Below are 25,496 nucleotides of genomic sequence, written 5' to 3'. Positions count from 1 at the left end.
TTTATTTCTTTCATTCTATACTATTATCAGTCAAAATGCAGAGTCTTATGATATTTTGCATACTGGTCAAGAAGATCACTCCACTTCTGACCCTCTGGTTTGTTTTCATTATTGTTGTAATTATCTGGTCCCTTCAGTTCATCCATGTACTGAGTATAGTCCAGAATGTAGATGTCAACCGTGGAAATATCTCTGTCCTGGATTGTAAAATTATTGCAGTTTCCAGCCGAATCATTATATGGAAGCTTATTTCCGTTGGCATCAAGAGCAACCATAAAACAGTCACTGTCAGAGCCATCCTCATAAAGCTCATTTACCGTCAGCTCATATGGTGTACGGATTACGGATCTGAGGCCGATACCTGCCTCATTTGTATCGTTCAATTCCAGAACCTCAGTCTGAGAATCGTCTACTGTAACCGGAATATCAAAGTTCCAGTCACCTTCATATTTGTAGTAGCCCGCATCTGTTCCATATTTTTCTTCATCAGCTTCTGACCACTCATAGTCTGCTTCCAGTCCTCTTACCTTCGTAATATCCAGATGCAGGTTAAAGGTATCCGGAATCTCAATATCTTTAATATATTTCTGATATGCTCCACCACGCTCAGACACTTTATTGATATATTCTTCCAGCAGCGCATAACCTTCATCTGTCTCATCATCCAGCTCATCCAGTGTTATTCCCATTTCATCCAACACCTGCTGCGTCATTTCATTGTATTTCTCATTATATTCGGTGTAATCTTTTGCCGCATGTGCAAGATCATAACGGAAAATACATGCATAGGTGTTGTCATCCAGAAACTTTCCTTCCACCTGACCATCGATGACCGGATCCGCCTCTGCGTTAAAATCCACACCACCAGTCATATCCAGATCAATAACTGGTGTTCCACTTTCCGCCCGAGTTTCTGTCTTCGGAAATGGCTGCTCGCTCTTAAACTGCATGGTTACATAGACCGCCTGACTGTTCGCGTATACTTCCGAGCATGTGATAGTCAGACCATCTGCTGTCTTGGTATATGCGGTGTCATCTTTTTTCGTATCCTGTCCCGCCTCAGTATCTTCCGATGGATTTCCTTCTGTGTCTGACCCAGTGTCTGCCGCGGTTCTTTCTGTCTCAGTTGTATCAACAGCTTCCAGAGTCGTTGCATGATCCGCAAAATCACCAAAGAAGCTCACGTTATCTTGCAGCATTTCAAAAAGTCCTCCAAACACCGGAAGATTTTTGGCCATGACAGGATTCACCGCACAAAGTACAAATCCAACTGCAAGCACTGCTGCCATCCCCCCTGCAATTCTTCCTCCGATCTTCATCCAGTGATAAGGATCTTTTGGTACTTTTTTCTGTACCGCAGTATTATTCTCGATCAGACGATATGCCTGATTCACACGCTCATGCACGATCACTGGTATTTCTGTTTCTTCCTGAAGTTTTTTCTGAAAATCCTTTTCATTATCATTAAGACTCATCATTAGGCACGTCCCTCCCTGACTTTATATTCATACAGTTCTGCAATCTGTTTTCTGCCACGCTGAAGACGTGACTTCACAGTACTTTCTTTCATATCCAGAATGTCACTGATTTCCCGGATATTAAAGCCTTCCATATAGTACAGAAGGATCACCAGACGATATTTATTATCCAGCGGTTCCAGCATCTGTGCCCATTCTTTTGCAGCATATTCTTCCTCATAAAAAGGAGTCTCCGGCATCTGATCCGTGTAGGTGACCTGTTTCTTCTGCTTCAGAATATCCTTGCATTTATTGATCAGAATCCGCAGCATCCAGGTCTTGAAGTATCTGTTCTGCTTCAGACTTCTCAGATTTTCATAGCAGGAAAGAATGGTATCCTGGATTGCATCGGCAACATCTTCATCATTCTTGAGATATGCAGATGCCATCTTGTACATACACTGCAAATGCTCATCCATCAGTCTGCAGAAGGCATCTTTGTCGTCTTTCTTCGCCCTTCGTATCAAAAATTCATTGTTCATTGATTTCTCCATTCTCCTGTTTCTGACCGGTCATCAGGAAATGTTGTGTAAAAGCTTCTGTTTATGTGCTTCTACTTATTAGACGCCAAAAACGCCAAAAAGGACGCACGTGTAAATAAATATTAACATAAAAATAGTTATAACCCCACTCCGGAATTATAACTATTTCTTGTCTTACACTTATTCATTTTATTCTCATTTCAGTTAATATCTATAGTCCAAATCTCCGCTGTACGATCTCTGCCAGCACTTCTGCCGTTCCCTTAACTCCCAGCATGCTGGAATCGATCATGATCTGCTTGCTGTCCAGATCACCTGGTGCATATTTCGCATATCGCTTATGATATGCTGTACGTGCTTTGTCTACTTTGTAGATCATTTTTGTTGCTTCCTCCGGCTTCATTTTGAGCACTTCCACACAATTTTTATAGCGTGCATCCACCGGCGCATAGATATATATATTCAAAACATTTCTGTGATCACGAAAAATATAATCTGCACATCTTCCTACTCCTTCTGATATGCTGATGGTTACACACGGCGACTTCGACAACTCCGATATCAATAAAGATGTCAACGCCATGTTCCCGATCGACCGTTTACATGAACTCGTAGAAGAAGGCTTCATCGGATACTTCTGATTTTCGATAAAAGAATCTCCGTGCATGAATCCTCTCTTTCCCTTTTCATACACGGAGATATCTTTTTTTGTTCGACTTGAATTAATTTATGCTCTGTTTTTTATATTCCTCAACAGTGTATCCACTTCTTCTCGTGTTGCAAGATTCTCTGAAAAAGCACTTGCACTTCCAGTACAGACTCCATAATAAAAAGCATCTTCATATATACCAGACTTCAAATATCCATATAAAAATCCGGCTACCATGGAATCTCCTGCACCAACAGAATTCTTTACCTTACCTTCCGGTGCTTCACTTTTGTAAGTGGATCCATCTTCCGCCACAAGAACTGCCCCATCTCCCGCCATAGAGACCAGTACATTTGCAGCGCCCATTTCCTGCAGTTTTTTTGCATAAAGAATAACGTCTTCTTTTGTGCTCAACGTAACACCAAAAATTTCTCCAAGCTCATAATTATTTGGCTTGATCAGAAACGGATGATACTCCAGTACATTTACCAGCAGATTTTTGGTTGCATCCACAACGATCATAACTTCTCGCTTCTGCAAACGTTTCATAATATCACGGTAGATCGTAGATGGAAGAACCGTCGGAATGCTTCCGGCAAGAACAAGGATGTCCCCTTTTTGCAGAGCATCTAGCTGCTGATAAAAAATTTCCAGTTCTTCTCCACTGATTTCCGGTCCCATACCATTTATTTCAGATTCCTCTGATACAGTTTTTTCACCATTCTCTCCCACCTGCAGAGAACGCAATTTTACATTGATTCTTGAGATTCCTTTCTTTACCCGCACAAACTGCTCTTCTATCTTCCGCTCTTTCATCAGTCTGCGAATCTCTTCTCCTGTAAACCCGCCGGCAAAACCAAGTGGGATACTTTCCATTCCCAGGTTTTGAAGTACGATTGACACATTGATTCCCTTTCCTCCGGGCAAAATAAGTTCCTCTGCTGTTCTGTTTACTTTTCCTGTTTTAAATTCATCAACGCCTACTATATAATCCAGAGAAGGATTAAACGTCACCGTATATATCATATCTCTGATGCCTCCATTTTTTATTTACTATCATCTGTATAATAATGCCTGTCACGATCAGTACCAGACCCAGAACAGAAAACACGGTAATCTTTTCTCCCAGAACAAAATGTGTCAGAATCAGCGACACAAACGGAATCAGATATGCCAGATTGGCAATCACCGCTGTATTTCCCAGATTCATCTTTTCTTTCAGGATCCAGCAGGAAAAAAGAATGATCAGCGCTGGCCAGAGTTCATTTATCACAAATGCTGTCTGTGCTTTGAGACGTGCTGTCCCAAGAAGCAAAAAATAATTATAAAAAAACACGCCCAGCGATCCTATCAGTATCATCCGGATACTTCTGTGCATTGATGAGTGTCTGCCTGTCAATTTAAATTTTATTTTACATTCCTTTTGCTTTTTTCACACATGCAGTCTGAGCCTCGATCACTGCACTGCGCAGACCTTTTTCTTCCAGAACACGCACTGCCTGAATTGTCGTTCCTGCCGGAGAGCAGACCATATCTTTGAGTTCACCCGGATGTTTGCCTGTCTCAAGCATCAGTTTTGCACTTCCGAGCACGGACTGTGCCGCAAATTTGTATGCCTGTGCTCTCGGCATTCCGTCTGCAACTGCTGCATCTGCCATTGCTTCAAGAAACATAAACACATATGCCGGAGAGCTTCCGGAAACACCTACAACCGCATCCATCAGATGTTCCGGAATCACTTCTGTCTTTCCGAAGGTATTGCAAAGTTTTACGGCAAGTGCAGTTTCTTTTTCTGTGACCAGCTCATTTACACAAAGCGCTGTCATTCCCTCACCAACCATTGCCGGAGTATTTGGCATAGTACGGATAACTTTTGTTTTTTCTCCCAGATGTTCCCCAAGCCACTGTAATGTTTTACCCGGTGCAATAGAGATAAAAATCTGTTCCTCTTTTACACTGTCTTTAATTTCATTCAGAACACCTTCCAGAAACTGTGGCTTCACTGCCAGAAAAACTACATCCGCAAAATCCACAACCTGTGCGTTAGTATCTGCCTTCTGAATGCCAAGTTCCTGCTCGATCTTTTTACGTGTCTTATCTGATTTTGCAGAAGCGATCATATCTGTCGCTGCCACTTCTCCACTTTTCAGAATTCCCTTTAACATGGCTGTTGCCATATTTCCACAACCGATAAAACCAATTTTCATGATAATCTTTCTCCTTGTGTGAAAATCTTTGTCTGTACACAGAAAATCTTCCTGTTATTGTTACTCTGTCACTTTACAAATACACAGTAACATTTTACCTATATAATACCTGTTTCCGCACAAAAAGTAAAATATTATATTTTTATTTGACAGATTCTATTTTGTAATCATTTACTCAAAATGTAATGTCTTGTGGTATTTCGCATATGCAGTAATATTATCCCTGTGATAATACTGCCGAAGCTTCTCCACCACCCCCGAAGCGCCTGAAAAATCTTCACGGCTCTTGCTGGTCGATGTTTTTTCACCCTTTGTCAGATTTCTCTGGTTGCCTGTCTCAGCCATGCTTTTTCTTCCTCATCTAGATATGGTGCTATGGTAACATAGACTTTTTTGTGATATTCGTTCAGCAGTTTTCGTTCACGGTCCGACATCTGTTCCGTATCAACTCCATCCAGGTCAAACGGTACCATAGTCAGTGACTCAAAACACATAAACTGCCCGAAAGGAGTTTTTTCTGCCTTCTTACATAAAACAAGATTTTCATGACGGATGCCAAATTCATTCTCCAGATAATATCCTGGTTCATCGGATGTAATCATACCTTCTTCCAACACCGGTGCCGGATTTCCCGGAAGATTTTTCCATCGGAAACTGTTAGGCCCTTCATGCACATTCAGAAGATATCCTACCCCATGTCCGGTACCATGATTATAATCTTCGCCAAGTTCCCAAAGCGGACCTCTGGCAAGGTAATCAAGGTTTAATCCGGTGCATCCGTATTTAAATTTCGCAGCTGCGAGATTCAGATTTCCACGCAGAACTGCAGTAAAATATTTCTTCTCTTTCTCTGTGACCGGTCCCAATACGATCGTTCTTGTGATATCGGTCGTACCTTCCAGATAGTGTCCGCCAGTATCTGCAAGTACCATCCCTCTGGCCTCTAATGGAATATCTGTCTCCTCTGTTGCACTGTAATGAACAATTGCCGCATGCTTTCCATAGGCAATGATCGGATCAAAACTATCTCCAATAAAATGCTCCTGCTCACTGCGAAACTGATATAATTTCTCTGCTGCGCCGAGTTCTGTAATCCTCTCTTTTGCCACATTTGTTTTCATCCAGCGAATGAATTTTGTAACTGCAACACCATCTTTGACATGTGCAGTTCTTTCGTTGTCCATCTCTGTCTGATTTTTGACTGCCTTCGGAAGAAGTGTCAGATTCGGCTCATCCACAATCGTCACATTACATGGAATATTACTTACCAGGCGGCTATTGACATTGGCTTTGGAAAGCAGGATTTTTTTATCCTCTGCGACTGTCTGAACATAAGAATAGACATCCTCATACGGATAGATTTTTACTCCATCAGCTGCCAGATTTGTACGGATTTCTTCTGAAAAAGCAGCTGCGTTTGCATATAATCGAAGTTCTGCATCCGTCACTACAAGGTAAGAAAGAACTACCGGACAACAATGAATATCATTACCACGAATATTCAGTAACCAGGCGATATCATCAAGTGAAGTAAGAATAAAAATATTCGCCTTTTTTGCCTTCATCTGCTCTCGAATCCCTGTAATTTTATCCTTTCTTGATTCGCCCGCCCATTTCACATCCAGCTCCATAACCGGCTCACAGGAAAGTGCCGGACGTTCTCTCCAGATTTCTCCGATCAGATCCTCATTTACAGCAAATGTGATATTTTTTTCTTCCAGGATTTTCTCCAATTCTTCTGCTTCTTTTGCACTGACTGTACGTCCATCAAAGCCCAGACACATACTTTTTTCCAGCTTTTCTGCCAGAAACTGATGTACCGTCGGTACTCCCGGCTCACCCGATCTGAACAGTTCAATCGTACTGCCACGAAGCTGATCTGCCGCCTGAATAAAGTATCTGCCATCGGTCCACAACCCAGCCATGTCCTGCATGATCACAGCTGTTCCCGCCGATCCTGTAAAACCTGTGATATATTTTCTACATTTAAAGTAATCACCCACATATTCAGATCCATGAAAATCATCCGTTGGCACCAGATAGGCATCTATCTTTTTTTCTTTCATTAACTCTCGAAGAACATTCAATCGCTCTGTTATCTTCATTTTCAGGCCTCCCCATTCAAATGTTTATCCACATTTTATTTGAATATCTACTGGATAAATCTCTGTATCTGTTGTCCATGGTAAACAGAATACAACTATTTGTCAATGACCGGCGTTAAACTATCCGCTCCTCCTCTTTTTGCCGTATTTTATTATGGTATACTAAAATAACTTCCAAATTGCAGATCGTGCAGGATCTGCAGATGGGACTTTCTACAGTAAGCCAAAATCTGAATGCAATCTGGCAGGATTATCTTAAACATCTTGCATTTGCGATGCGAAATCTGAATATGATCATCGACAGCCCTATCATTATCAGCGGATATCTTGCCCCTTACCTGGTTCCGGAAGATCTCAATATGCTACTGCATCTGATCAATGAAAATAACCCATTCACTCTCACAGCTGATCAACTGCTGGTCGGCACACATGGACAATATACTCCGGCTATTGGCGCGGCACTGCATTATATCAACCGGTTCGTACATGAGGGAACTGCCCTCTGACCCGCAAGGGGACTTCCCTTGAACCCGTTAATTTGCATTAACATTTCTTTCTCAGGAATACTTTCCTGAAACCTTTTTCTATATTGGAATATAAGAAAACCGCCATGGGACTTAGCCAGTCACCTGGCAACCCCTGGGCCAAAATATTTGACGGAAATTTTGCCTTATGTGGTTCCCTTTGAAAAATCCTCCTGGTGTTTCAAAGCAGAAGACTTTCTTATAAATAATATAGCAGTATATAAAAATAACAGGACTCTTCTCTCTCGTATGGAGAAGATATCCTGTTATTTTACATTCTAATGATATAATTATATATTACCACAATTCTTTTCAGCATGGCCCGATAATCCAGGTCTACACTCTTTCATCAATACAATCTTTTCAGCGTGGCCCGGTGGGGAGCAGTTTCCAAACTGAATTTCCCTGCCTTATAAGGCAATCATAAAACCATTTAATAGGAAACTTTATTCTTAGAAAAGTCCAGTAATCTTTCCGGTCTCGTCTACATCAATTCTCTCTGCAGCCGGTACTTTTGGCAGTCCTGGCATAGTCATGATCTCACCTGTCAGCGCTACGATGAAACCTGCACCTGCGGAGATCTTCAGGTTACGTACAGTAACTTCGAAGTCTGTCGGCGCGCCGAGTTTGGTCTGGTCATCTGTCAGACTGTACTGTGTCTTAGCTACACAGATCGGGCAGTTGCCAAATCCAAGAGCTTCGAGCTGTTTTGCCTGTTTCTGAGCATTTGCTGTCAGGACAACTCTCTTACCACCGTATACTTTCTGTACGATCTGGTTCAGTTTGTCTTCGATGGAGCCTTCCAGTTCATATGCATAGGAGAAGTCGTTCGGTTCTTCTACCAGACGAAGAACTTCTTCAGCAAGTTTGATTCCACCTTCGCCGCCTTTTGCCCATACTTCGGAAAGAGCTACATTTACACCGAGTTCTTTACATTTTGCTTCTACAAAATCAAGCTCTGCTTTTGTATCTGTCGGGAAAGCATTGATAGCAACAACACAAGGAAGTTTATATACATTCTTGATATTGCTTACATGTTTCAGAAGGTTCGGGATACCTTTCTCCAGTGCTTCCAGATTTTCGTTGTTGAGGTCAGCTTTTGCAACACCGCCATTATATTTCAGAGCACGTACAGTAGCTACGATAACAACTGCGCTTGGGTGCAGGTCTGCCATACGGCATTTGATATCTAGGAATTTCTCTGCACCAAGGTCTGCACCGAATCCAGCCTCTGTAATTGCATAATCAGCAAGTTTCAGAGCCATCTTTGTAGCTGTTACGGAGTTACATCCATGAGCGATGTTTGCGAATGGTCCACCATGAACGATTGCCGGAACGTGTTCCAGTGTCTGAACAAGGTTTGGTTTCAGGGCATCTTTCAGAAGTGCAGTCATAGCACCTTCTGCATGAAGATCACCAGCAGTTACCGGTTTCTGCTCAGCAACTTTACCATATGTATATCCGATGATGATCTTGGAAAGTCTTTCTTTCAGGTCTTTGATATCGCTTGCAAGGCAAAGAACTGCCATGATCTCAGATGCAACTGTGATATCATATCCGTCTTCACGAGGCATACCATTTGTTCTTCCGCCAAGTCCGTCTACTACATTACGAAGCTGACGGTCATTCATATCCACACATCTTCTCCATGTAATCTTTCTTGGATCAATGTTCAGTGCATTGCCCTGGAAGATATGGTTATCAATCATTGCTGCAAGAAGGTTATTTGCTGCACCGATCGCATGGAAGTCACCTGTAAAATGAAGGTTGATATCTTCCATCGGAACTACCTGTGCATAACCACCGCCTGCTGCGCCGCCTTTGACACCGAATACCGGTCCGAGAGATGGCTCACGAAGAGCAACCATAACACTCTTTCCAAGCTTCTGCATACCATCTGCAAGACCTACTGTTGTTGTAGTCTTTCCTTCACCAGCCGGTGTCGGGTTGATTGCAGTTACAAGAATCAGTTTTCCATCTTTCTTGTCACTCTCTTTCAGGAGATTGTAATCAATTTTTGCTTTGTATTTTCCGTACTGCTCCAGATATTTGTCATCAATACCTGCTTTTTCCGCAATCTTTGTGATTGGCAGCATTTCGCACTCCTGTGCAATTTCGATGTCACTTTTGAATCCCATAATTGTCTCCTTTCATTGTAAGCGCCACGTCCCTTTCTAACCATATACCCTCTGCACATATTCGAATATCCCGGGCATCTGTCATTATCCCCATCCAGAACATTCTTCCGGTTAAAAAAAGCAGTATCTGAGAATTTCTCAAATACTGCCCAGACGGTCGGCTCTGCAAATCTCTGATTCCCATGTGGTGATTTCCACTACTCCGCCAGTTACCAGAGACTTTATTAACTTGATGAGAAAATAGTATCATAAACGCTCTTGGTTGTCAAGAAATTGTCAATTTTTTTCTTTTCTTTTAACAAAAGTACAAAAAATTGATTTTTAATTTTGTATATTTTTTACACAAATATGATGTTGACAAATTTTCGAAAATTTTCCTTTGTGAATAAATAAACATAAGGGGACTTCCCCTGGGCTAAAAGATATATATCTCTCTTTGTACATCAAATATGAAATAAATAGAAAAATACCAGGACTCTTCTCTCTCACATGGGGAAGATCTCCTGGCATTTTATCATTCTACTGACAAACTATTAAAAGATATTTAGCTAATCCCAGTAAACTACATTTTCCTATTCTTACTTGCTCTTAGCGTGGCCAAGCAGGGGGCGTCTGAGGGGGACTTTCGGCCTTCGCAACTGTGAGATAGTCCCCCTCAGGGTTTTCTTATTTGCCAAAATCATTGACGGTTCTTAAGGAAGTACCTTAAAAAAGTGGTTTAAGGGTCGGATACAGTTTCTTAAACTTCTGATACTTCTCTTCGTACTTCGCCACAAGTTCTTCTTCCGGCTCTACGGTATCAACTACATGAGCCATCTTCTTTCCGATGGTTTCAACATCCGGATAAGCTCCGCATCCTACAGCAGCAAGCATTGCACCACCCATGGACGGTCCTTCTTCTACTTCAAGGACATCAACCTTAAGGTTCATAACATTTGCAATGATCTTCTTCCACAGCGGGCTCTTTGCGCCGCCGCCGCAGATCTTGGTACGGTCAATTTTGATTCCAAGTTTACGTGCAACTTCCAGTGAATCGCGAAGTCCGAAAGCTACACCTTCCAGAACGGCCTGTGTCATATCTGCTCTTGTGGTATCCATAGACATTCCGAAGAAGACACCTCTTGCATCAGGGTTGTTATGTGGGGATCTTTCTCCCATCAGATATGGAAGGAAGAATACATTATTTTCACCAAGTTTCTGAATCGGTGCCTGCTCTGCAGCAAAATCCTTTGTCTGAAGAATTTCTTCTGCCCACCATTTATTACAGGATGCTGCACTCAGCATGCAGCCCATCAGATGATAGCTTCCATCTGCATGACAGAAAGAATGCAGTGCATTATTTTCGTCAACACCGAAATTTTTGCTTGAGATGAAGATGGTTCCGGAGGTTCCAAGAGAAATATTACACTGTCCGTCACCAACGGTTCCTGTTCCGACTGCTGCTGCCGCATTGTCACCTGCTCCTGCTACGACTTTGACATCTGCGGAGAAACCAAGTTCCTTTGCAACTTCCGGTTTCAATGTTCCAACAACTTCCCAGCTCTCATACAACTTCGGGAGCTGTTCTTCTTTTACATCACAGATTTCCATCATTTCTTTAGACCAGCAACGATTCTTTACGTCCAGAAGCAGCATTCCGGATGCATCAGAAACATCTGTGCAGAAGGATCCGGAAAGTCTGTATGCAAGGTAGTCTTTCGGAAGCATGATCTTTGCGATCTTTGCAAATTTCTCTGGCTCATTTTTTTTCATCCACAGGATCTTTGGTGCTGTAAATCCAGCAAAAGCGATATTTGCTGTATACTGAGATAATTTATCTTTTCCAATTTCGTTGTTCAGATATTCTGTTTCTTTCTGGGAACGTCCATCGTTCCAGAGGATTGCAGGACGGATCACCTGATCATTTTCATCCAATGTTACCAGTCCATGCATCTGTCCACCAAAGCCGATTCCGGCTACCTGAGAGCGGTCAATTCCTTCGGTCAGTTCTTTCATACCCTCAACACTCTGGGTAAACCAGTCTTCCGGATTCTGTTCTGACCAGCCCGGATGTGGGAAAAACAGTGGATATTCTTTTGATACGATATTACAGATTTTTCCTGATTCTTCCATCAGAAGAAGTTTTACTGCGGAAGTACCAAGGTCAACACCGATATAGTACATATTTCCTCCTTACTACGACATCCCAGGAAAACTCCCGGGATGCCTGTATTGGTTTTATTTTATTTTTTTAAATTTAGCCCCAAGGATTTTCTGTTGGGTATCTTACGCCTGCCGGCTGATTGTAACCGATTTCTTCAACCGGAACGCCGATATATTTGAATACTTCGAAGAGAGCTTTTCCAAAGTGTCCGAATGCTACTGCGCCATGATGCGGGAATCCTCCCTCGATAAGTACGTGACGATAGAAACGTCCCATTTCCGGAATAGCGAATACACCAATTGCTCCAAAGGAACGAGTTGCAACCGGAAGAACCTCGCCGTGTGCAATGTAAGCACGAAGTTTGTTATCAGCTGTGCTCTGCAGACGATAGAATGTGATATCTCCAGGTTTGATATCTCCCTCCAGAGTTCCGTTTGTAACTTCGATTGGAAGGGATCTTGCCATGATCATCTGATATTTCATCTCGCAGAAGGAAAGTTTGCTGGAAGCAGTATTTCCACAATGGAATCCCATGAATGTATCTTTCAGTGTATAATCGAATTTTCCTTCGATGGATTCTTTGTACATATCCTTCGGTACGGAGTTGTTGATATCAAGCAGTGTAACGATATCGTTGCTTACTACCTGTCCGATGAACTCACTTAATGTACCATAGATATCAACTTCACAGGATACCGGGATGCCCTGGGATGTCAGACGGCTGTTTACATAGCAAGGAACGAATCCGAACTGTGTCTGGAATGCCGGCCAGCATTTTCCTGTCAGAGTTACGTATTTACGATATCCTCTGTGATCTCTTACCCAGTCTTTCAGGGTCAGTTCATACTGAGCAAGTTTTGAAAGAACTTCCGGTTTCTTGTTTCCGGCACCAAGCTCTTCTTCCATTTCTTTAACGATTTCCGGAATTCTTTCATCACCTTCATGTTTGTTGAATGCTTCAAACAGATCCAGTTCAGAGTTTTCTTCGATTTCCACACCAAGGTTGTAAAGCTGTTTGATCGGAGCGTTACAAGCAAGGAAGTTTGTCGGACGTGGTCCAAAGCTGATGATCTTAAGGTTGCTTAAACCTTCAACTGCTCTTGCGATTGGAAGGAAGTCATGGATCATATCTGCACAGTCTTCTGCATCGCCAACCGGGTATTCCGGAATATAAGCCTTTACATTACGAAGCTGCAGGTTGTAGCTTGCATTCAGCATACCACAGTAAGCATCCCCACGTCCCTGGCAAAGGTCATTCTGTGTTTCTTCTGCTGCAGCGATGAACATTTTAGGTCCATCGAAATGTTTTGCAAGAAGTGTCTCGGAGATTTCCGGTCCGAAGTTTCCAAGATATACACAAAGTGCATTACATCCTGCTTTTTTGATATCTTCCAGAGCCTGAACCATATGAATTTCACTCTCTACGATACAGATTGGACATTCGTAGATGTCTTTTGCATCATATTTTTTAGCATAAGCTTCTACAAGAGCTTTTCTTCTGTTTACGGAAAGGCTTTCCGGGAAACAGTCACGGCTTACAGCAACGATTCCAACTTTTACTTCTGGCATGTTATTCATGATAAAAATTCCTCCATATTATATAGTAGATATTTATTTTATGTTTCGTTTCTTAGTTCACGATCAGTCGATTCCGACATTCTCACCCTTCAGTCCGTTGAATGCGCCTTCGATAGCTGCTTCTTCGTGACCGATCAGCCATTTATTTTTAGCGGTAAGGAGCTTGTCCTCTCCTTCTGCTGCTTTTTCAAAAGTCAGTTCTGTGTTTGTTCCTTTCGGAAGAACTACAACACACTGGAAACCACTTTCATTTACATGACACGGTGCATAATGAAGTGTTGTTGCATATACTTCAATTGCTGTACCTGCCGGAACAAGAAACGCCTCTACTTTGGATGTGTCATATGTAAAATCCTTTTCTACATCCTGCTGATGTCCGATCAGCAATACCAGGTCTGTCACTGCAACATTGATTTCGGAGCTGCGGTGGTATTCCAGACCATTTAATTTCTTATTATGTCCGTTGCAATATCCGATTTCGATCGGCAGACCGCCATATCCTTTGTTCTGCAGTTCTTTTGCAACCGGCAGTGCTTCCATTTCTTCTACGGAAGGAACGTAAGTTACATCCTCCGGCACCGGAGTATGCTTCATTTCCTTCAGGAGTTCCGTAAAATCATACCCCTCCAGTACTTTACCATATCTACGGAACGCGTCATCTGCTACATTCTGAATCCTCACCTGAAGTTACCTCCTTTATTTTTATGTTGAAACCATCATATCATGAAGTCCTTTTCCTTTCGCCAGTTTTTTTGTCCTCTTTAGTGCACTTTTTTGACCTTTGTATTTTTCCAATTTCATAAACTGTTTGATAAACACATAAAAAACAGGCGTTTCTGATTCGCCTGTTTTTGTATTTTTATTCTTTATTTTTCTCTTTCAACTTCACTTGGCAAAATACCATATCGTTTCTGGAATTCTCTTGTAAATGCACGACTGCTGCTAAATCCGTTATCCATTGCAATCTGACTGATCGTCTTATCAGAATTCAGAAGTTCCCGATACGCATAGGTCATACGAATATCCTGCAGATACGTCTTAAAATTGACATTTGCATATTTCTGAAACATTCTGGATAAATATGCATCGGAATAACCGAACATATTCGCCACATCAGTCAGTTTGAGTTCTTCCTGATAATGCTCTCTCATATAGGAAGTAATTCTTGCAAGCGCATCCAGACGGCGGCTGTGGCGCACTTCCTGCTCTCCCGCCTCATCCAGACGGTAATGGTTGACCAGCAGATACAATACATCATAATAAAAGGAACGAATCTTAAACTCATACCCGGTTCCTCGCTTGCCGTATAATTTATACATTTCCCGTATCAACCGCCAGAGCTGTGAATCCGTCTCCTGCTCATTTGCTGCAAATCGGATAAAACGATGTGCGGTAAAATAATCCTCGAACTGTTTCAGCGGAATCTGAAGGACTGCTGTATGATTTTCCTCCGGGGAATCTATCGAATGTACTTCGTTGGAGTTAATGATCATCAGCTCCCCTGCTTTGAGCGGATGTTTTTCATCATTTAAATAAAATGTAAGAGAGCCTTCCATCACGGCAAAGATTTCGATGGATGTATGCCAGTGTTTTTCTCTCACATAATTCCCCTGGCTCCCTTCAAATAAGAAAAATTTAAACGGCAATCCCTCATCCGGGATCACCAGTTCATGCTGGAATTCCATGTCATAACCTCTTTCCTGTAATCGTTTTTGATGACATTTATACAAACAAAATTAACTATTTTCAATTAATTTATATCATAACATGAAGATATTCCTTTTACAAGCAAGGGAAAATAAGTGGTCTCACCGGGAATCCTTTATTTTATCTTATCGCATCTTTCATCGACTTCACATATTCTCCTATATATGGCACGCACTCAGCCCCATGCGTCTCGCAAAGTTTGACGATCGCGGAACCTACAATAACACCATCAGCCTGCGCCGCTATCTTCTTCGCCTGCTCTGGTGTAGAAATACCAAATCCTACCGCACATGGAATATCTTTCTGTGCCTTAACCAGTTCCACCATAGCTCCAATATCCGTCGTGATCTGACTTCGCATACCGGTAACTCCAAGTGAAGATACACAGTAAACAAAACCTTCTGCTTCTTTTGCGATCATTGAAATTCTCTCATGAGAAGTCGGTGCGATCAAAGAGATCAGATCCAGTCCATACTTCTCTGCAACAGATGCGAACTCTTCTTTTTCTTCAAAAGGAACATCCGGAAGGATCATTCCATCCATTCCAACCTCTGCTGCTCTCTTGCAAAAACGCTCGATTCCATAAGAAAAAACAACATTCGCATAGGTCATAAATACCATCGGGATGGAACTGTTTTTGCGGATTTTTTCTACCATATCAAAGACTTTATCTGTGGTAACTCCACCGGACAGAGCACGCAGGTTTGCACCCTGGATAACAGGTCCTTCTGCTGTCGGATCAGAAAATGGAATACCAAGTTCGATCAGATCTGCACCTGCTTCTTCCATGGCATAAACAATTTTTTCGGTAACATCAAGGGACGGATCCCCGCAGGTAACAAACGGGATAAATGCTTTTCCCTTTGCAAATGCTTCTGTAATTTTCTTATTCATGGATATCCTCCCCTCTGTAACGTGCAATTGCTGCACAGTCCTTGTCTCCTCGTCCGGAAATGGTGATAACTACAATCTGATCTTTACGCATCTGCGGTACGATCTTTCTCGCGTAGGCAACTGCATGAGCACTCTCGATTGCCGGAATAATACCTTCTGTTCTTGACAGATATTCAAATGCATCTACTGCTTCGTCGTCTGTTACCGGCACATATTCTGCTCGGCCGATATCATAAAGATGTGCATGTTCCGGTCCAACACCCGGGTAATCCAGACCGGCGGAGATGGAATAAACCGGTGCGATCTGACCATACTCATCCTGGCAGAAATAAGACTTCATACCGTGGAAAATACCAAGTTTTCCGGTTGCGATCGTTGCTGCAGTCTCAGCAGTATTGACACCGCGTCCAGCTGCCTCACAACCAATCAGGCGAACTCCCTCGTCCTCAATAAAGTTGTAGAAAGTTCCGATTGCATTGGAACCACCGCCAACACAGGCAAGTACAGCATCCGGAAGTTTTCCTTCTTTTTCCAGAATCTGTTCTTTGATCTCCTTGGAAATAACTGCCTGGAAATCACGAACAATTGTCGGAAATGGGTGCGGTCCCATGACAGATCCGAGCACATAATGTGTATCGGAAACACGGTTTGTCCACTCTCTCATCGTCTCAGAAACGGCATCTTTCAGGGTTGCAGTTCCAGATGTAACGGCATGTACTTTGGCTCCCAGAAGGCGCATTCTGTATACGTTCAGTGCCTGACGTTCGGTATCTTCTTTACCCATGAAGACTTCACATTCCATGCCCATAAGAGCGGCTGCTGTCGCTGTCGCAACACCGTGCTGTCCGGCTCCGGTCTCTGCGATAACACGCGTTTTTCCCATCTTTTTGGCAAGTAAAACCTGTCCCAGAACGTTGTTGATCTTGTGTGCTCCGGTATGATTCAGATCCTCACGTTTCAGATAAACTTTTGCTCCACCGAGGTCTTCTGTCATGTGTACTGCGTAGTACAGACGTGACGGACGACCTGCATAATTGTTCAGTAAATCTGTCAGTTCACGGTTGAATTCCAGATCATCTTTGTAATGATTATATGCTTCTTCCAGTTCTAGCACTGCATTCATCAGTGTCTCCGGAATGTACTGCCCTCCATGTATTCCAAATCTTCCTTTTGACATTTATATTCTCCTCAAATTCTTCTTACGATATCCACAACTTGCCGGATCTTTTTCGGATCTTTCCACTTTTCTGTCTCTACACTGCTGCTTAGGTCCACAGCATATGGCCGGATTTCATAAATCGCCTGTTTCATATTCAAAGCACCGATTCCCCCGGCAAGAAAAAACGGTCGCTCTATTTCCGGAATCAATGACCAGTCGAATGTCTTTCCTGTTCCTCCACTGCCCTGATCCAGAAGAATATAATCCGCCGGACTCTGTACTGCTTTTTCAATATCTTCTGCTGTTTTTACAGAAAAAGCTTTGATAATGGGCTTATCTGATAACTGTTTTAATTCTCTGATGTAAGTTTCATCTTCCTGTCCATGAAGCTGTGCTGCTGCAAGTGTTCCATCATTCAGAAGCCCTGTAACCAGTTCCATTGAAGCATTTACAAATACTCCGACCGGCTGGATTTCCGGTGAAAGTTCTTTTACCAGTTCCCGGACTTTCTCTGCCGTTACACTCCGGAAGCTCTTTGGAAATTCTATAATAAATCCACAGTAATCCGGGCCAGACTCATTCACTGCCAGGATGTCTTCTCTGCGTCTGAGACCACATATTTTGATTTTTGTTTTTATGCGATTTTCTATTCTCATCTTCTATATCTCTGTTGTTTTTATTCTTCTGCCAGAGGTGCTCCATTCAACTCTTCCAGAGCTGCTTTTTTGTCTTTACTTCTCATCAGAGTCTCCCCGATCAGCACTGCCTCAATCTGATTATCGTGCAGTTTTTTTATATCATCAGCGGTACGGATACCGCTTTCGGATACAAAAATCACATTTTCCGGTGCCAGTTTACGAAGCCGGATACTGTTTTCCATATCCACCTCAAACGTTTTCAGATCACGGTTATTCACTCCAATGATTCTGGCACCGCTCTTTAAAGCTCTTTCTACTTCCTGTGCGTCATGCGCTTCAACCAGAGCATCCATTCCAAGATCTTCTGCCATTTCCCGGTATTCACGAAGCTGTGTATCATCAAGCAGCGCGCAGATCAGAAGTACAGCTGCGGCACCATAAGCGGCCGCCTGCAGAATCATATAATCATCGATCACAAAATCTTTTCGAAGTACCGGAATGTCCACTTCGGATGCAATTTCCCACAAATACTGATCTGATCCCTGGAAATAAAATGGCTCTGTCAGACAGGAAATTGCTACTGCTCCGGCCGCCTTATACTCTTTTGCAATATCCAGATACGGAAAATCCGGTGCAATCAGTCCTTTGGAAGGGGATGCTTTTTTGACCTCACAGATATAGGACATTCCAGGTTTTTTCAGTGCCTGATAAAAACTGTGCGGTGTTTTTGCTGTCTCCGACTGGATCAGCGGATTCAGCAGCATCTGTACCTTTTTTTGCTGAATCTCACGGATCAGGTCTTCTCTTGGCATTTCTATTTTGTCTTTCTCGATACGTTCCCTTGTTTTTTCGGCAATCTCATTTAATATGTTCATCTTTGAATTCTCTTTTCTTTATAAAGTCCAGGTATCTCATATTCTTATTTAATACACTGACTTTTTTATTATAACACTTAAGCATTGGAGCAGGTGATGAACTCCTCTAATTTTCTTAAAGCTGCTCCACTGTCAATCAGCTCTTCTGCCATTCGTACACCTTTTTCTATAGATTCTGCTTTACCGGCGATATACAGAGCCGCTCCTGCATTGAGGCAGACTGCCTGACGCTTCGGTCCCCTTTCTTCACCTTTCAGAATCTTCTTTGTAATCTCTGCATTTTCTGCCGGTGTACCACCTACCAGATCATCTTTACTGCATCTCTCATATCCAAACTGCTCCGGCGTGATCTCATAAGACTGGAACCAGCCATCCTTGATCTCGCATACAGAAGTTGGGGCACTCATAGAAATCTCATCCAGTTTATCCTGTCCGAAAACAACCATTCCTTTTGTCACGCCAAGCTTTGCCATAACCTGCGCAAGTGGCTCTACAAGCGTCTGATCAAACACACCCATAAGTTCCATATTTGCTCCTGCCGGATTACTTAAAGGTCCAAGAATATTAAACACAGTACGGATTCCAAGTTCTTTACGGATTGGTGCTACATACTTCATAGCAATGTGATAATTCTGTGCAAACAGGAAACAGATATTAATTTTTTTCAGGAGTTCAGCACTCTTTTCCGGTGGAATTGTAATATTTACCCCAAGTGCCTCAAGGACATCTGCTGCCCCACTTTTAGATGATGCGGCACGATTTCCATGCTTTGCAACCGATATTCCTCCTGCAGCGATCACCAGAGAAGAGGTCGTCGAAATATTAAAAGAATTGGCTCCGTCACCGCCGGTTCCAACGATTTCTAGAACATCCAGATCATGCAGTAGTTTGATACAATGTGCTCTCATTCCTGCTGCTGAAGCAGTAATCTCATCAATCGTTTCTCCCTTCATGGAAAGTGCCGTGAGATAAGAAGACATCTGAACCGGTGTTGCCTGTCCACTCATAATTTCGTCCATAACGCTTTCTGCTTCCTGATATGTCAGATCTTCTTTTTGGGAAAGTTTTATGATTGCTTCTTTGATCATTTTAGTTTTCTCCTTGTCTATGCTCTTACAACATTTATAAAATTTTCTATCATCTTTTTTCCATCCGGCGTCATAACAGATTCTGGATGAAACTGTACTCCATAAATTGGATATTCTGTATGTTCTACCGCCATAATCTCGCCATCTTCTGCCTCTGCCGTAACCTTAAGTACATCCGGCAATTTATCTTTTAATGCTGCCAGTGAATGATATCTGGCTGCCTGAAAGCTGTCTCCCAGTCCCTCAAAAATCCTGCTCTTTCCTACCGTATAAATCGTTTTTTTCTTTCCATGCATCAGCTCTTTCGCATAAGAAACTTCTCCGCCAAAAGCCTCACAGATTGCCTGATGTCCCAGACAGATCCCAAGAATCGGAAGTCTTCCTACAAAATATCTGATTGCCTCTATGCAGATTCCTGCATCTGACGGTTTTCCGGGGCCCGGTGAAATGATCAGGGCTTCCGGTCTCATTGCTTCAATTTCTTTGACTGTATATTCATCGTTTCGAACAACTTTTATATCAGGTTCTACAGAACCGATCAACTGATATACGTTATAAGAAAAACTGTCATAATTATCAATCAGTACGATCATTCCAATCCCTCCTGTGACTTTTCGATTGCCAGAACTACGGCTCTTGCTTTGTTGCAGCACTCGTCAAACTCTTTTTCCGGAACACTGTCTGCCACGATTCCTGCACCGGAGCGGATACAGATCTCACCATTTTTCTTATATACCAGGCGGATTGCAATACAGGTATCCAGATTTCCCGCAAAATCAAGATATCCGATCGCTCCACCGTATATTCCTCGTTTGCTCTGCTCCAGTTCTTCAATAATCTGACATGCCCTGAATTTCGGTGCTCCGGAAAGCGTTCCTGCCGGTAAAATAGAGTCCACGGCATCTACCGCATCTTTATCTTCTCGAAGCTCTCCGGCAACCGTAGAACCAATATGCATTACCTGTGAAAAGTGTTCCACACTCATATATTTTTCTACTTCTACCGTTCCGATCCTGCTGATTCTTCCGATGTCATTTCGCCCAAGATCCACCAGCATATTGTGTTCTGCAAGTTCCTTTTCGTCTTTCAGAAGTCCCTCTTCCAGTTCCTGATCTTCCTGCTTTGTCTTGCCTCTCGGTCTTGTTCCTGCCAGTGGAAAAGTAGTCAGTTTTTTGTCTTCCAGCTTGACAAGTGTTTCCGGGGAAGCACCTGCAATTTCGATATCATCACTGGAAAAATAGAACATATACGGAGACGGATTGGTTGCCCTCAGAACCCTGTAAGTATCAAACAGGCTACCCTCGGCTTTTGCTCTCATCGGGTTGGAAAGCACCACCTGAAAAATATCCCCTTCATGAATATAATGCTTTGCCTTTTCTACCATTTTGCAATATTTTTCTTTAGGAAACTGAGGACTGATCGTTGAGCCAAGTTGCAATGGCCGAAACTCTTCTTTTTCTCCATTTCGAATCAGATCTGCCATTTCTGCAAGCTTTTTTTCTGCTTTCTGGTAAGAGTTTTCCAAATCATCCAACATAACACCTGTGATCAGAAGTACCTTTTGTCTGTAATGATCAAACGCGATCACCTGATCAAAAAGCATCAGATCCATGTCTCTGAAATCCGGATCTTCGTGTTCTCCGAGCTTCAGTTTGGGTTCGCTGTATTTGATATAATCGTATGAAAAATATCCAACAAGTCCGCCCGTAAATGGAGGCATCTCCTCTATCACCGGACTTTTATACTCTCGTAAGATTTCTCTTAATGTATCACCCGGATGCATTACCTTTTTTACAGTTTCTTCTTTGTCTGCCACTTCTGTATGCCGGATTTTCATAAGCCCATCCGTACAGGTAATCTCCATTGTTGGTTCATATCCCAGGAAAGAATATCTTCCCCATACTTCTGTCTGGCTGGCACTCTCAAGCAGATAACAATGTCTGCTTGCTTTTCTTAAGGTTCTCATAGCCTCTACCGGAGTGTATCTGTCTGCATATACCTCGCGGCAGACCGGAACTCTTTTGTACTGTCCTTTTGCTGCAATTTTTCTGATGTCTTCTATCGTAGGATACATGGATCTTACCTCCTTTTCTGATTCTGAAAAAATGAAAGACAGTTGTTCCGTGCCAAAGGCACTCCCTTAACTGTCATAATAAAAAAGCCCGCCCATGACAGAATCCTGCTTCTGTCAAGGACGAGCGTTAAAATTCACCCGCGGTGCCACCCTGATTCACGGAACGACCCGTGCACTTTGCGGAATACCTGCATATTCCCGGCAACTGACGTATGCCTTACGTCACAGAATACTAAACAAAAGCCTTTCCCTGTGCCCTCAGCGGTCCATTTAGCAACCTGCATTTCCACCCGGCTCTCACCCTCCCGGACTCTCTGTGCGCGCATAACTGCTTTTATCTCCGCTTCAACGGTTTAATTAGCTAAATTAAATTTTTTATAAAATATCATGTTTTTTTGTCATTGTCAATAGTGTCAGACAAATTTTACATTTTCATCACTATTCTCCGCCTGCAAAGTCTATTCTACTTCTGATAGAAACCTCAAAATTCCCTTCGCCACACCATCCTTTTCATTCGTATCTGTCACATAAGGGGCTGCTTTTCTGCAGTTTTCTGTGCCATTTCCCATCGCCATTCCATATTTTACAGACGTCAGCATACTGATATCATTATCCGCATCTCCAAAAGCCATTGCTTCCTCTGTTGAAATCTCCAATTTTTTCAAAAGCCACAGAAGCGTCTTTCCCTTTCCTGCATCTATATGTCCGACTTCCATCAGATTTGGCACAGATGAAGTTACATAGATATTGGGGATTTCTTTGTCCAACGAAGTATACAGTCGTTCTTTGTCCTCATAACGACAAACAAAAGAAATACTGTCCAGCTCTTCTGCATGTTTCTGTGCAAATCTGCAGATATCTTTTACTGGCTTTCTGGTAGCTTTAATGTATTTCGCACCATACTCTGTCGCCAGATATTGTATCGGATCTTTAACATATGCCTCTTCTGCATAAGGCACTCCGTCAATCACCACTTCCAGGACCATATTTTCTCTTTTTCGCACTGCAATAGCAGCTTCCACCGACTCTTTTTCCAGGAGACACTGATAGACTCTTTTTCCTTCTCTTACCGAATAAACAGCACCTCCATTAGCCGTGATCACATACTCCACTCCCGGATAATTTCGGATCATTTCCGGTATGGAATGAAAAGATCTGCCCGTTGCCGGTACAATATATATTCCATGCTGTACTGCCAGATCCAGTACCTCTCTTGTTTTTGGTGATAATTCCTTACAATCTGTCAACAAAGTCCCGTCAAGATCACTTGCAATTAATCTGATGCTCAATTTTTTCTCCTCTGTATGTACAGGCCTGTTTTTCGCAGGCTGTGAAATCTTTTTCTGTTATCCTCTATTATATAAAAATTGCATACTTTTTTCCACTCAGAATGCAGGATTTCCTCTTTTAAACTTTGCAGAATATGGTATACTAAAGAACTAGAAAGATTACAGCTGTTACTCAAACAGTGTATACAAAGGAGTATATAGATTATGAAATTTATTTATCCTGCGGTTTTCCGCAAAACAGACAGGGGAACTTACAAAGGCTTTTTCCCGGATCTGGCTGAATGCTACGGTGAAGGTGAAACTCTGGATGAAGCTATAGAAGAAGCCAACGAAGCTGCTTATAACTGGATTTCTCTGGAGCTTGATGAAGATGACTGTCAGCTGCCTCCGGTTTCTGATGAAGATGATCTGGAACTGGAAGATGGAGATATTGTACGAAATATTTCCGTAAATATCAGATTCTACGAAGGCTGGGATGAGTGATCATTCCTGCCTTTCTCTTTCTAAAATATATGAAATTTGTTGTAAGGAGTTTATATGTCTGTTTTTTCTGATACACTTACCCGTTATATCGAACACAAAAATATAAAAGTCTTTTCTCTGGCAAAATATTGTAATCTGGATCGTTCTACCATGTACAAAATCCTCAATGGAAAACGGAACCCGCCATCTTCTGAAGTTTTTGAAAAGATGACACAGTTCATGCATCTTACACCTATAGAATACAACTTTCTGAAAGAAACACTGGAGATCACTCAGGTTGGACCCGATACATATTACACTCGAAAGAGTGTGGAAAATTTTATCTGTCAGTTTCCGGATCAGCCTGCCACCGATATCACAGGAAGTTCTTTCTCACCGGATCCTGTATCTGAGCAGTGCCAGACTGACTGTATTTCACTGGTCTCTCAGCAACATATCGACTATTATGTACATCAGATGATACTTTCTGAATCCGTTCATGCAGATGGCAAAATTGCCATGTTCATTCAACCGGATTATAAATTTCTTTTCAGTCTCCTCGCCAGTCTGCATGCATCTGCATCGCTGAAGATTGACCACATCTTCTGTGTTGGAACCGAATATGCCTTTACCAAAGATCACCAGCTGATCAATTTGAAATATCTTCGTGAAATTTTTCCTTTATATATGGCTGGACTGGATTATTCCCTCTGGTATTATTACGACAGAATTCAGTCACATTATTACAATTTTAATCTTTTTCCTTGTATGATTCTGACATCTGATGCTGCTATCCTCTGCAGTTCCGATTATCAGAATGGCATATTCATCAAATCTCCTGATGTCGTACAGCTTTTATGGAATCAGTTTATATCCTACAAAGAACAGTGCAGTCTTTTTTTCAGACCTGCTCCTCTTACTCCCGAAAATCACAGGGCAGTTATTGACAGCATGTTTGATACCTTCTATGACCAGAATGATTTGATCGGTATTCAGCCTGAACCATGTCTGACACCTTTTTTTACCGGAAACCTCTTACATGAAATATTTAATTATGATCTTCCGCAGGCAGATGCTATCCTTGCGGCAGCAGAGCAGGCTTTTCAGATGAATATGGTTAAAATCCAGAATGAGCAGTTTCTGATCTATTCTACTCGGGAAGGACTTCTGCAGTTTGCAAAAACCGGACTCACAGATGAAATCCCTGAGATTTTCTATCACCCTTTAACTGTGGAACAACGTATTGAGATTTTGAATGGTGTTCGCCAATGCTGCGAAACCGGTGTCTATCGATTCCTTCAGAAACCTTTAAGCCATCTGCCCCACAACCTTCACTTCTGTATTCGCGGGACTATGGGAAGTATGGTTTTCAGAAATAACACCGGGCAGATCATTGTACTGAACATAGAGGAAACCTGCCTGGTCAGTATTTTTCGTGACTATCTGGAGCATATGAATCCAGCCAGTTACTATTCTACCGAAAAAGCAGTGGAACTGGTTGACCAGATCATTCACGACCTGCAGGACAACAGAGATTAATTTTTGCATATATCCATATAAACGAAAACACCCATATGACCGTGGATTCTCTGAATCTACAATCATATGGGTGCTTTTTCATTCTCATACGCGCCGGATCATTTAACCATTAATATTATATAATTTATTATTTGCAGAATACAAGATGTGGCATAATTTGTGGACAGACTTTTTATATAAAGCAGAACAAAATTTACAGTTGACATTCTAAAATCTCTGTGATAATATAATCAACACAAAAAATTGAATATGGTTTAATTGGAAACGTACATTCCCCTCGGAATGATTAACGAACAACACATGCTCTTGTAACTTACGTAAACAGTAATAGATACAGGCAAAATGCTATCACCAACGGTGATTTGGAATGCATTTTGACCAGGTTACTGTGAACGGAGTGAACAGTAACCTGTAGTTATCATTAATTA

At 42.2% G+C, this 25,496-nt stretch carries 24 protein-coding genes and 1 riboswitch; of the genes, 3 read left to right on the top strand and 21 right to left on the bottom strand.

The window, feature by feature from the left end; all coding sequences use genetic code 11:
• Positions 1-26 precede the first annotated feature (26 nt).
• The 8 genes from NQ503_RS02990 to NQ503_RS02950 all read right to left on the bottom strand — a co-directional run bounded on the left by NQ503_RS02990 (position 27) and on the right by NQ503_RS02950 (position 6,960).
• The gene (locus NQ503_RS02990; protein ID WP_005424282.1) at positions 27-1,478 is read right to left on the bottom strand and encodes a DUF4179 domain-containing protein; all 1,452 of its coding nucleotides are present in this window, start codon (positions 1,476-1,478) and stop codon (positions 27-29) included.
• Entirely contained in the window at positions 1,478-1,999 is a 522-nt protein-coding gene (locus NQ503_RS02985) for an RNA polymerase sigma factor (protein WP_129795646.1), read from the bottom strand. Before NQ503_RS02985 ends, NQ503_RS02990 begins: the two co-directional genes overlap by 1 nt.
• 211 nt (positions 2,000-2,210) lie before the next feature.
• On the bottom strand, positions 2,211-2,582 hold the full coding sequence (locus NQ503_RS02980) for a cytidylate kinase-like family protein (RefSeq protein ID WP_479690505.1): 372 nt from the start codon (positions 2,580-2,582) through the stop codon (positions 2,211-2,213).
• Positions 2,583-2,726: 144 nt separating this feature from the next.
• On the bottom strand, positions 2,727-3,674 hold the full coding sequence (gene pfkB / locus NQ503_RS02970) for a 1-phosphofructokinase (RefSeq protein WP_005424277.1): 948 nt from the start codon (positions 3,672-3,674) through the stop codon (positions 2,727-2,729).
• Positions 3,652-4,008: an EamA family transporter gene (locus tag NQ503_RS02965; protein ID WP_005424276.1), complete on the bottom strand. Its 357-nt coding sequence runs from the start codon at positions 4,006-4,008 to the stop codon at positions 3,652-3,654. The genes pfkB and NQ503_RS02965 overlap by 23 nt, the downstream gene beginning before the upstream one ends.
• 52 nt (positions 4,009-4,060) lie before the next feature.
• A complete protein-coding gene (gene proC / locus NQ503_RS02960) occupies positions 4,061-4,855 on the bottom strand; it encodes a pyrroline-5-carboxylate reductase (protein WP_005424275.1) in 795 nt (264 codons plus the stop codon).
• A 171-nt stretch (positions 4,856-5,026) separates the two neighbouring features.
• Positions 5,027-5,200, bottom strand: a complete 174-nt coding sequence (locus NQ503_RS02955; protein WP_005424273.1) for a hypothetical protein — start codon at positions 5,198-5,200, stop codon at positions 5,027-5,029.
• Positions 5,170-6,960, bottom strand: coding sequence for an aminopeptidase P family protein (locus NQ503_RS02950; RefSeq protein ID WP_005424272.1), 1,791 nt, complete (start codon positions 6,958-6,960; stop codon positions 5,170-5,172). Before NQ503_RS02950 ends, NQ503_RS02955 begins: the two co-directional genes overlap by 31 nt.
• Positions 6,961-7,163: 203 nt before the next feature.
• Between NQ503_RS02950 and NQ503_RS02945 the strand changes: the two genes are divergently transcribed.
• Positions 7,164-7,466, top strand: coding sequence for a hypothetical protein (locus NQ503_RS02945; RefSeq protein WP_005424270.1), 303 nt, complete (start codon positions 7,164-7,166; stop codon positions 7,464-7,466).
• 470 nt (positions 7,467-7,936) lie between these two features.
• On the opposite strand, the gene NQ503_RS02940 is transcribed toward NQ503_RS02945, so the two are convergent.
• The 13 genes from NQ503_RS02940 to NQ503_RS02880 form a co-directional block, all read right to left on the bottom strand.
• Positions 7,937-9,622, bottom strand: a complete 1,686-nt coding sequence (locus NQ503_RS02940) for a formate--tetrahydrofolate ligase (RefSeq protein WP_005424269.1) — start codon at positions 9,620-9,622, stop codon at positions 7,937-7,939.
• Between the two features lie 140 nt (positions 9,623-9,762).
• A riboswitch (ZMP/ZTP riboswitch) is annotated at positions 9,763-9,845 on the bottom strand.
• 482 nt (positions 9,846-10,327) lie between these two features.
• Positions 10,328-11,785: a xylulokinase gene (xylB, locus tag NQ503_RS02935; protein WP_005424267.1), complete on the bottom strand. Its 1,458-nt coding sequence runs from the start codon at positions 11,783-11,785 to the stop codon at positions 10,328-10,330.
• A 73-nt stretch (positions 11,786-11,858) separates the two neighbouring features.
• The gene (locus NQ503_RS02930) at positions 11,859-13,343 is read right to left on the bottom strand and encodes an L-fucose/L-arabinose isomerase family protein (RefSeq protein ID WP_005424266.1); all 1,485 of its coding nucleotides are present in this window, start codon (positions 13,341-13,343) and stop codon (positions 11,859-11,861) included.
• Between the two features lie 63 nt (positions 13,344-13,406).
• Positions 13,407-14,024 (bottom strand): DUF4867 family protein, encoded by a 618-nt coding sequence (locus NQ503_RS02925; protein WP_044925444.1) that lies wholly within the window; start codon positions 14,022-14,024, stop codon positions 13,407-13,409.
• Positions 14,025-14,209: 185 nt separating this feature from the next.
• The gene (locus tag NQ503_RS02920) at positions 14,210-15,028 is read right to left on the bottom strand and encodes an AraC family transcriptional regulator (RefSeq protein ID WP_005424262.1); all 819 of its coding nucleotides are present in this window, start codon (positions 15,026-15,028) and stop codon (positions 14,210-14,212) included.
• Positions 15,029-15,170: 142 nt separating this feature from the next.
• Entirely contained in the window at positions 15,171-15,944 is a 774-nt protein-coding gene (trpA, locus tag NQ503_RS02915) for a tryptophan synthase subunit alpha (protein WP_005424261.1), read from the bottom strand.
• Positions 15,937-17,121, bottom strand: coding sequence for a tryptophan synthase subunit beta (gene trpB, locus NQ503_RS02910; RefSeq protein WP_005424259.1), 1,185 nt, complete (start codon positions 17,119-17,121; stop codon positions 15,937-15,939). The genes trpA and trpB overlap by 8 nt, the downstream gene beginning before the upstream one ends.
• Positions 17,122-17,132: 11 nt before the next feature.
• Complete coding sequence (locus tag NQ503_RS02905) at positions 17,133-17,759, bottom strand: phosphoribosylanthranilate isomerase (RefSeq protein WP_005424258.1); 627 nt, start codon at positions 17,757-17,759, stop codon at positions 17,133-17,135.
• Positions 17,760-17,779: 20 nt separating this feature from the next.
• A complete protein-coding gene (trpC, locus tag NQ503_RS02900) occupies positions 17,780-18,616 on the bottom strand; it encodes an indole-3-glycerol phosphate synthase TrpC (protein WP_005424256.1) in 837 nt (278 codons plus the stop codon).
• A gap of 77 nt (positions 18,617-18,693) precedes the next feature.
• Positions 18,694-19,704, bottom strand: a complete 1,011-nt coding sequence (gene trpD / locus NQ503_RS02895; RefSeq protein WP_005424253.1) for an anthranilate phosphoribosyltransferase — start codon at positions 19,702-19,704, stop codon at positions 18,694-18,696.
• A 17-nt stretch (positions 19,705-19,721) separates the two neighbouring features.
• Positions 19,722-20,297: an anthranilate synthase component II gene (locus NQ503_RS02890; RefSeq protein WP_005424252.1), complete on the bottom strand. Its 576-nt coding sequence runs from the start codon at positions 20,295-20,297 to the stop codon at positions 19,722-19,724.
• A complete protein-coding gene (gene trpE / locus NQ503_RS02885) occupies positions 20,294-21,778 on the bottom strand; it encodes an anthranilate synthase component I (RefSeq protein WP_005424251.1) in 1,485 nt (494 codons plus the stop codon). Before trpE ends, NQ503_RS02890 begins: the two co-directional genes overlap by 4 nt.
• A gap of 458 nt (positions 21,779-22,236) precedes the next feature.
• Positions 22,237-23,067 (bottom strand): Cof-type HAD-IIB family hydrolase, encoded by an 831-nt coding sequence (locus tag NQ503_RS02880; protein WP_044925442.1) that lies wholly within the window; start codon positions 23,065-23,067, stop codon positions 22,237-22,239.
• 204 nt (positions 23,068-23,271) lie between these two features.
• Here NQ503_RS02880 and NQ503_RS02875 point away from each other — a divergent pair, with 204 nt between their 5' ends.
• Positions 23,272-23,550 carry a type II toxin-antitoxin system HicB family antitoxin gene (locus NQ503_RS02875; protein ID WP_005424246.1) on the top strand — a complete coding sequence of 93 codons (279 nt, stop codon included), beginning with the start codon at positions 23,272-23,274 and terminating at the stop codon, positions 23,548-23,550.
• A 54-nt stretch (positions 23,551-23,604) separates the two neighbouring features.
• Positions 23,605-25,068 carry a helix-turn-helix domain-containing protein gene (locus NQ503_RS02870; RefSeq protein ID WP_005424245.1) on the top strand — a complete coding sequence of 488 codons (1,464 nt, stop codon included), beginning with the start codon at positions 23,605-23,607 and terminating at the stop codon, positions 25,066-25,068.
• Positions 25,069-25,496: the final 428 nt, after the last annotated feature.

The sequence above is a fragment of the Blautia obeum ATCC 29174 genome, from assembly GCF_025147765.1.
Classification (GTDB): Bacteria; Bacillota; Clostridia; order Lachnospirales; family Lachnospiraceae; genus Blautia_A; species Blautia_A obeum.
The sequence above is the reverse complement of the archived record's forward strand: the minus strand, read 5'-3'. Positions and strand labels throughout refer to the sequence as shown.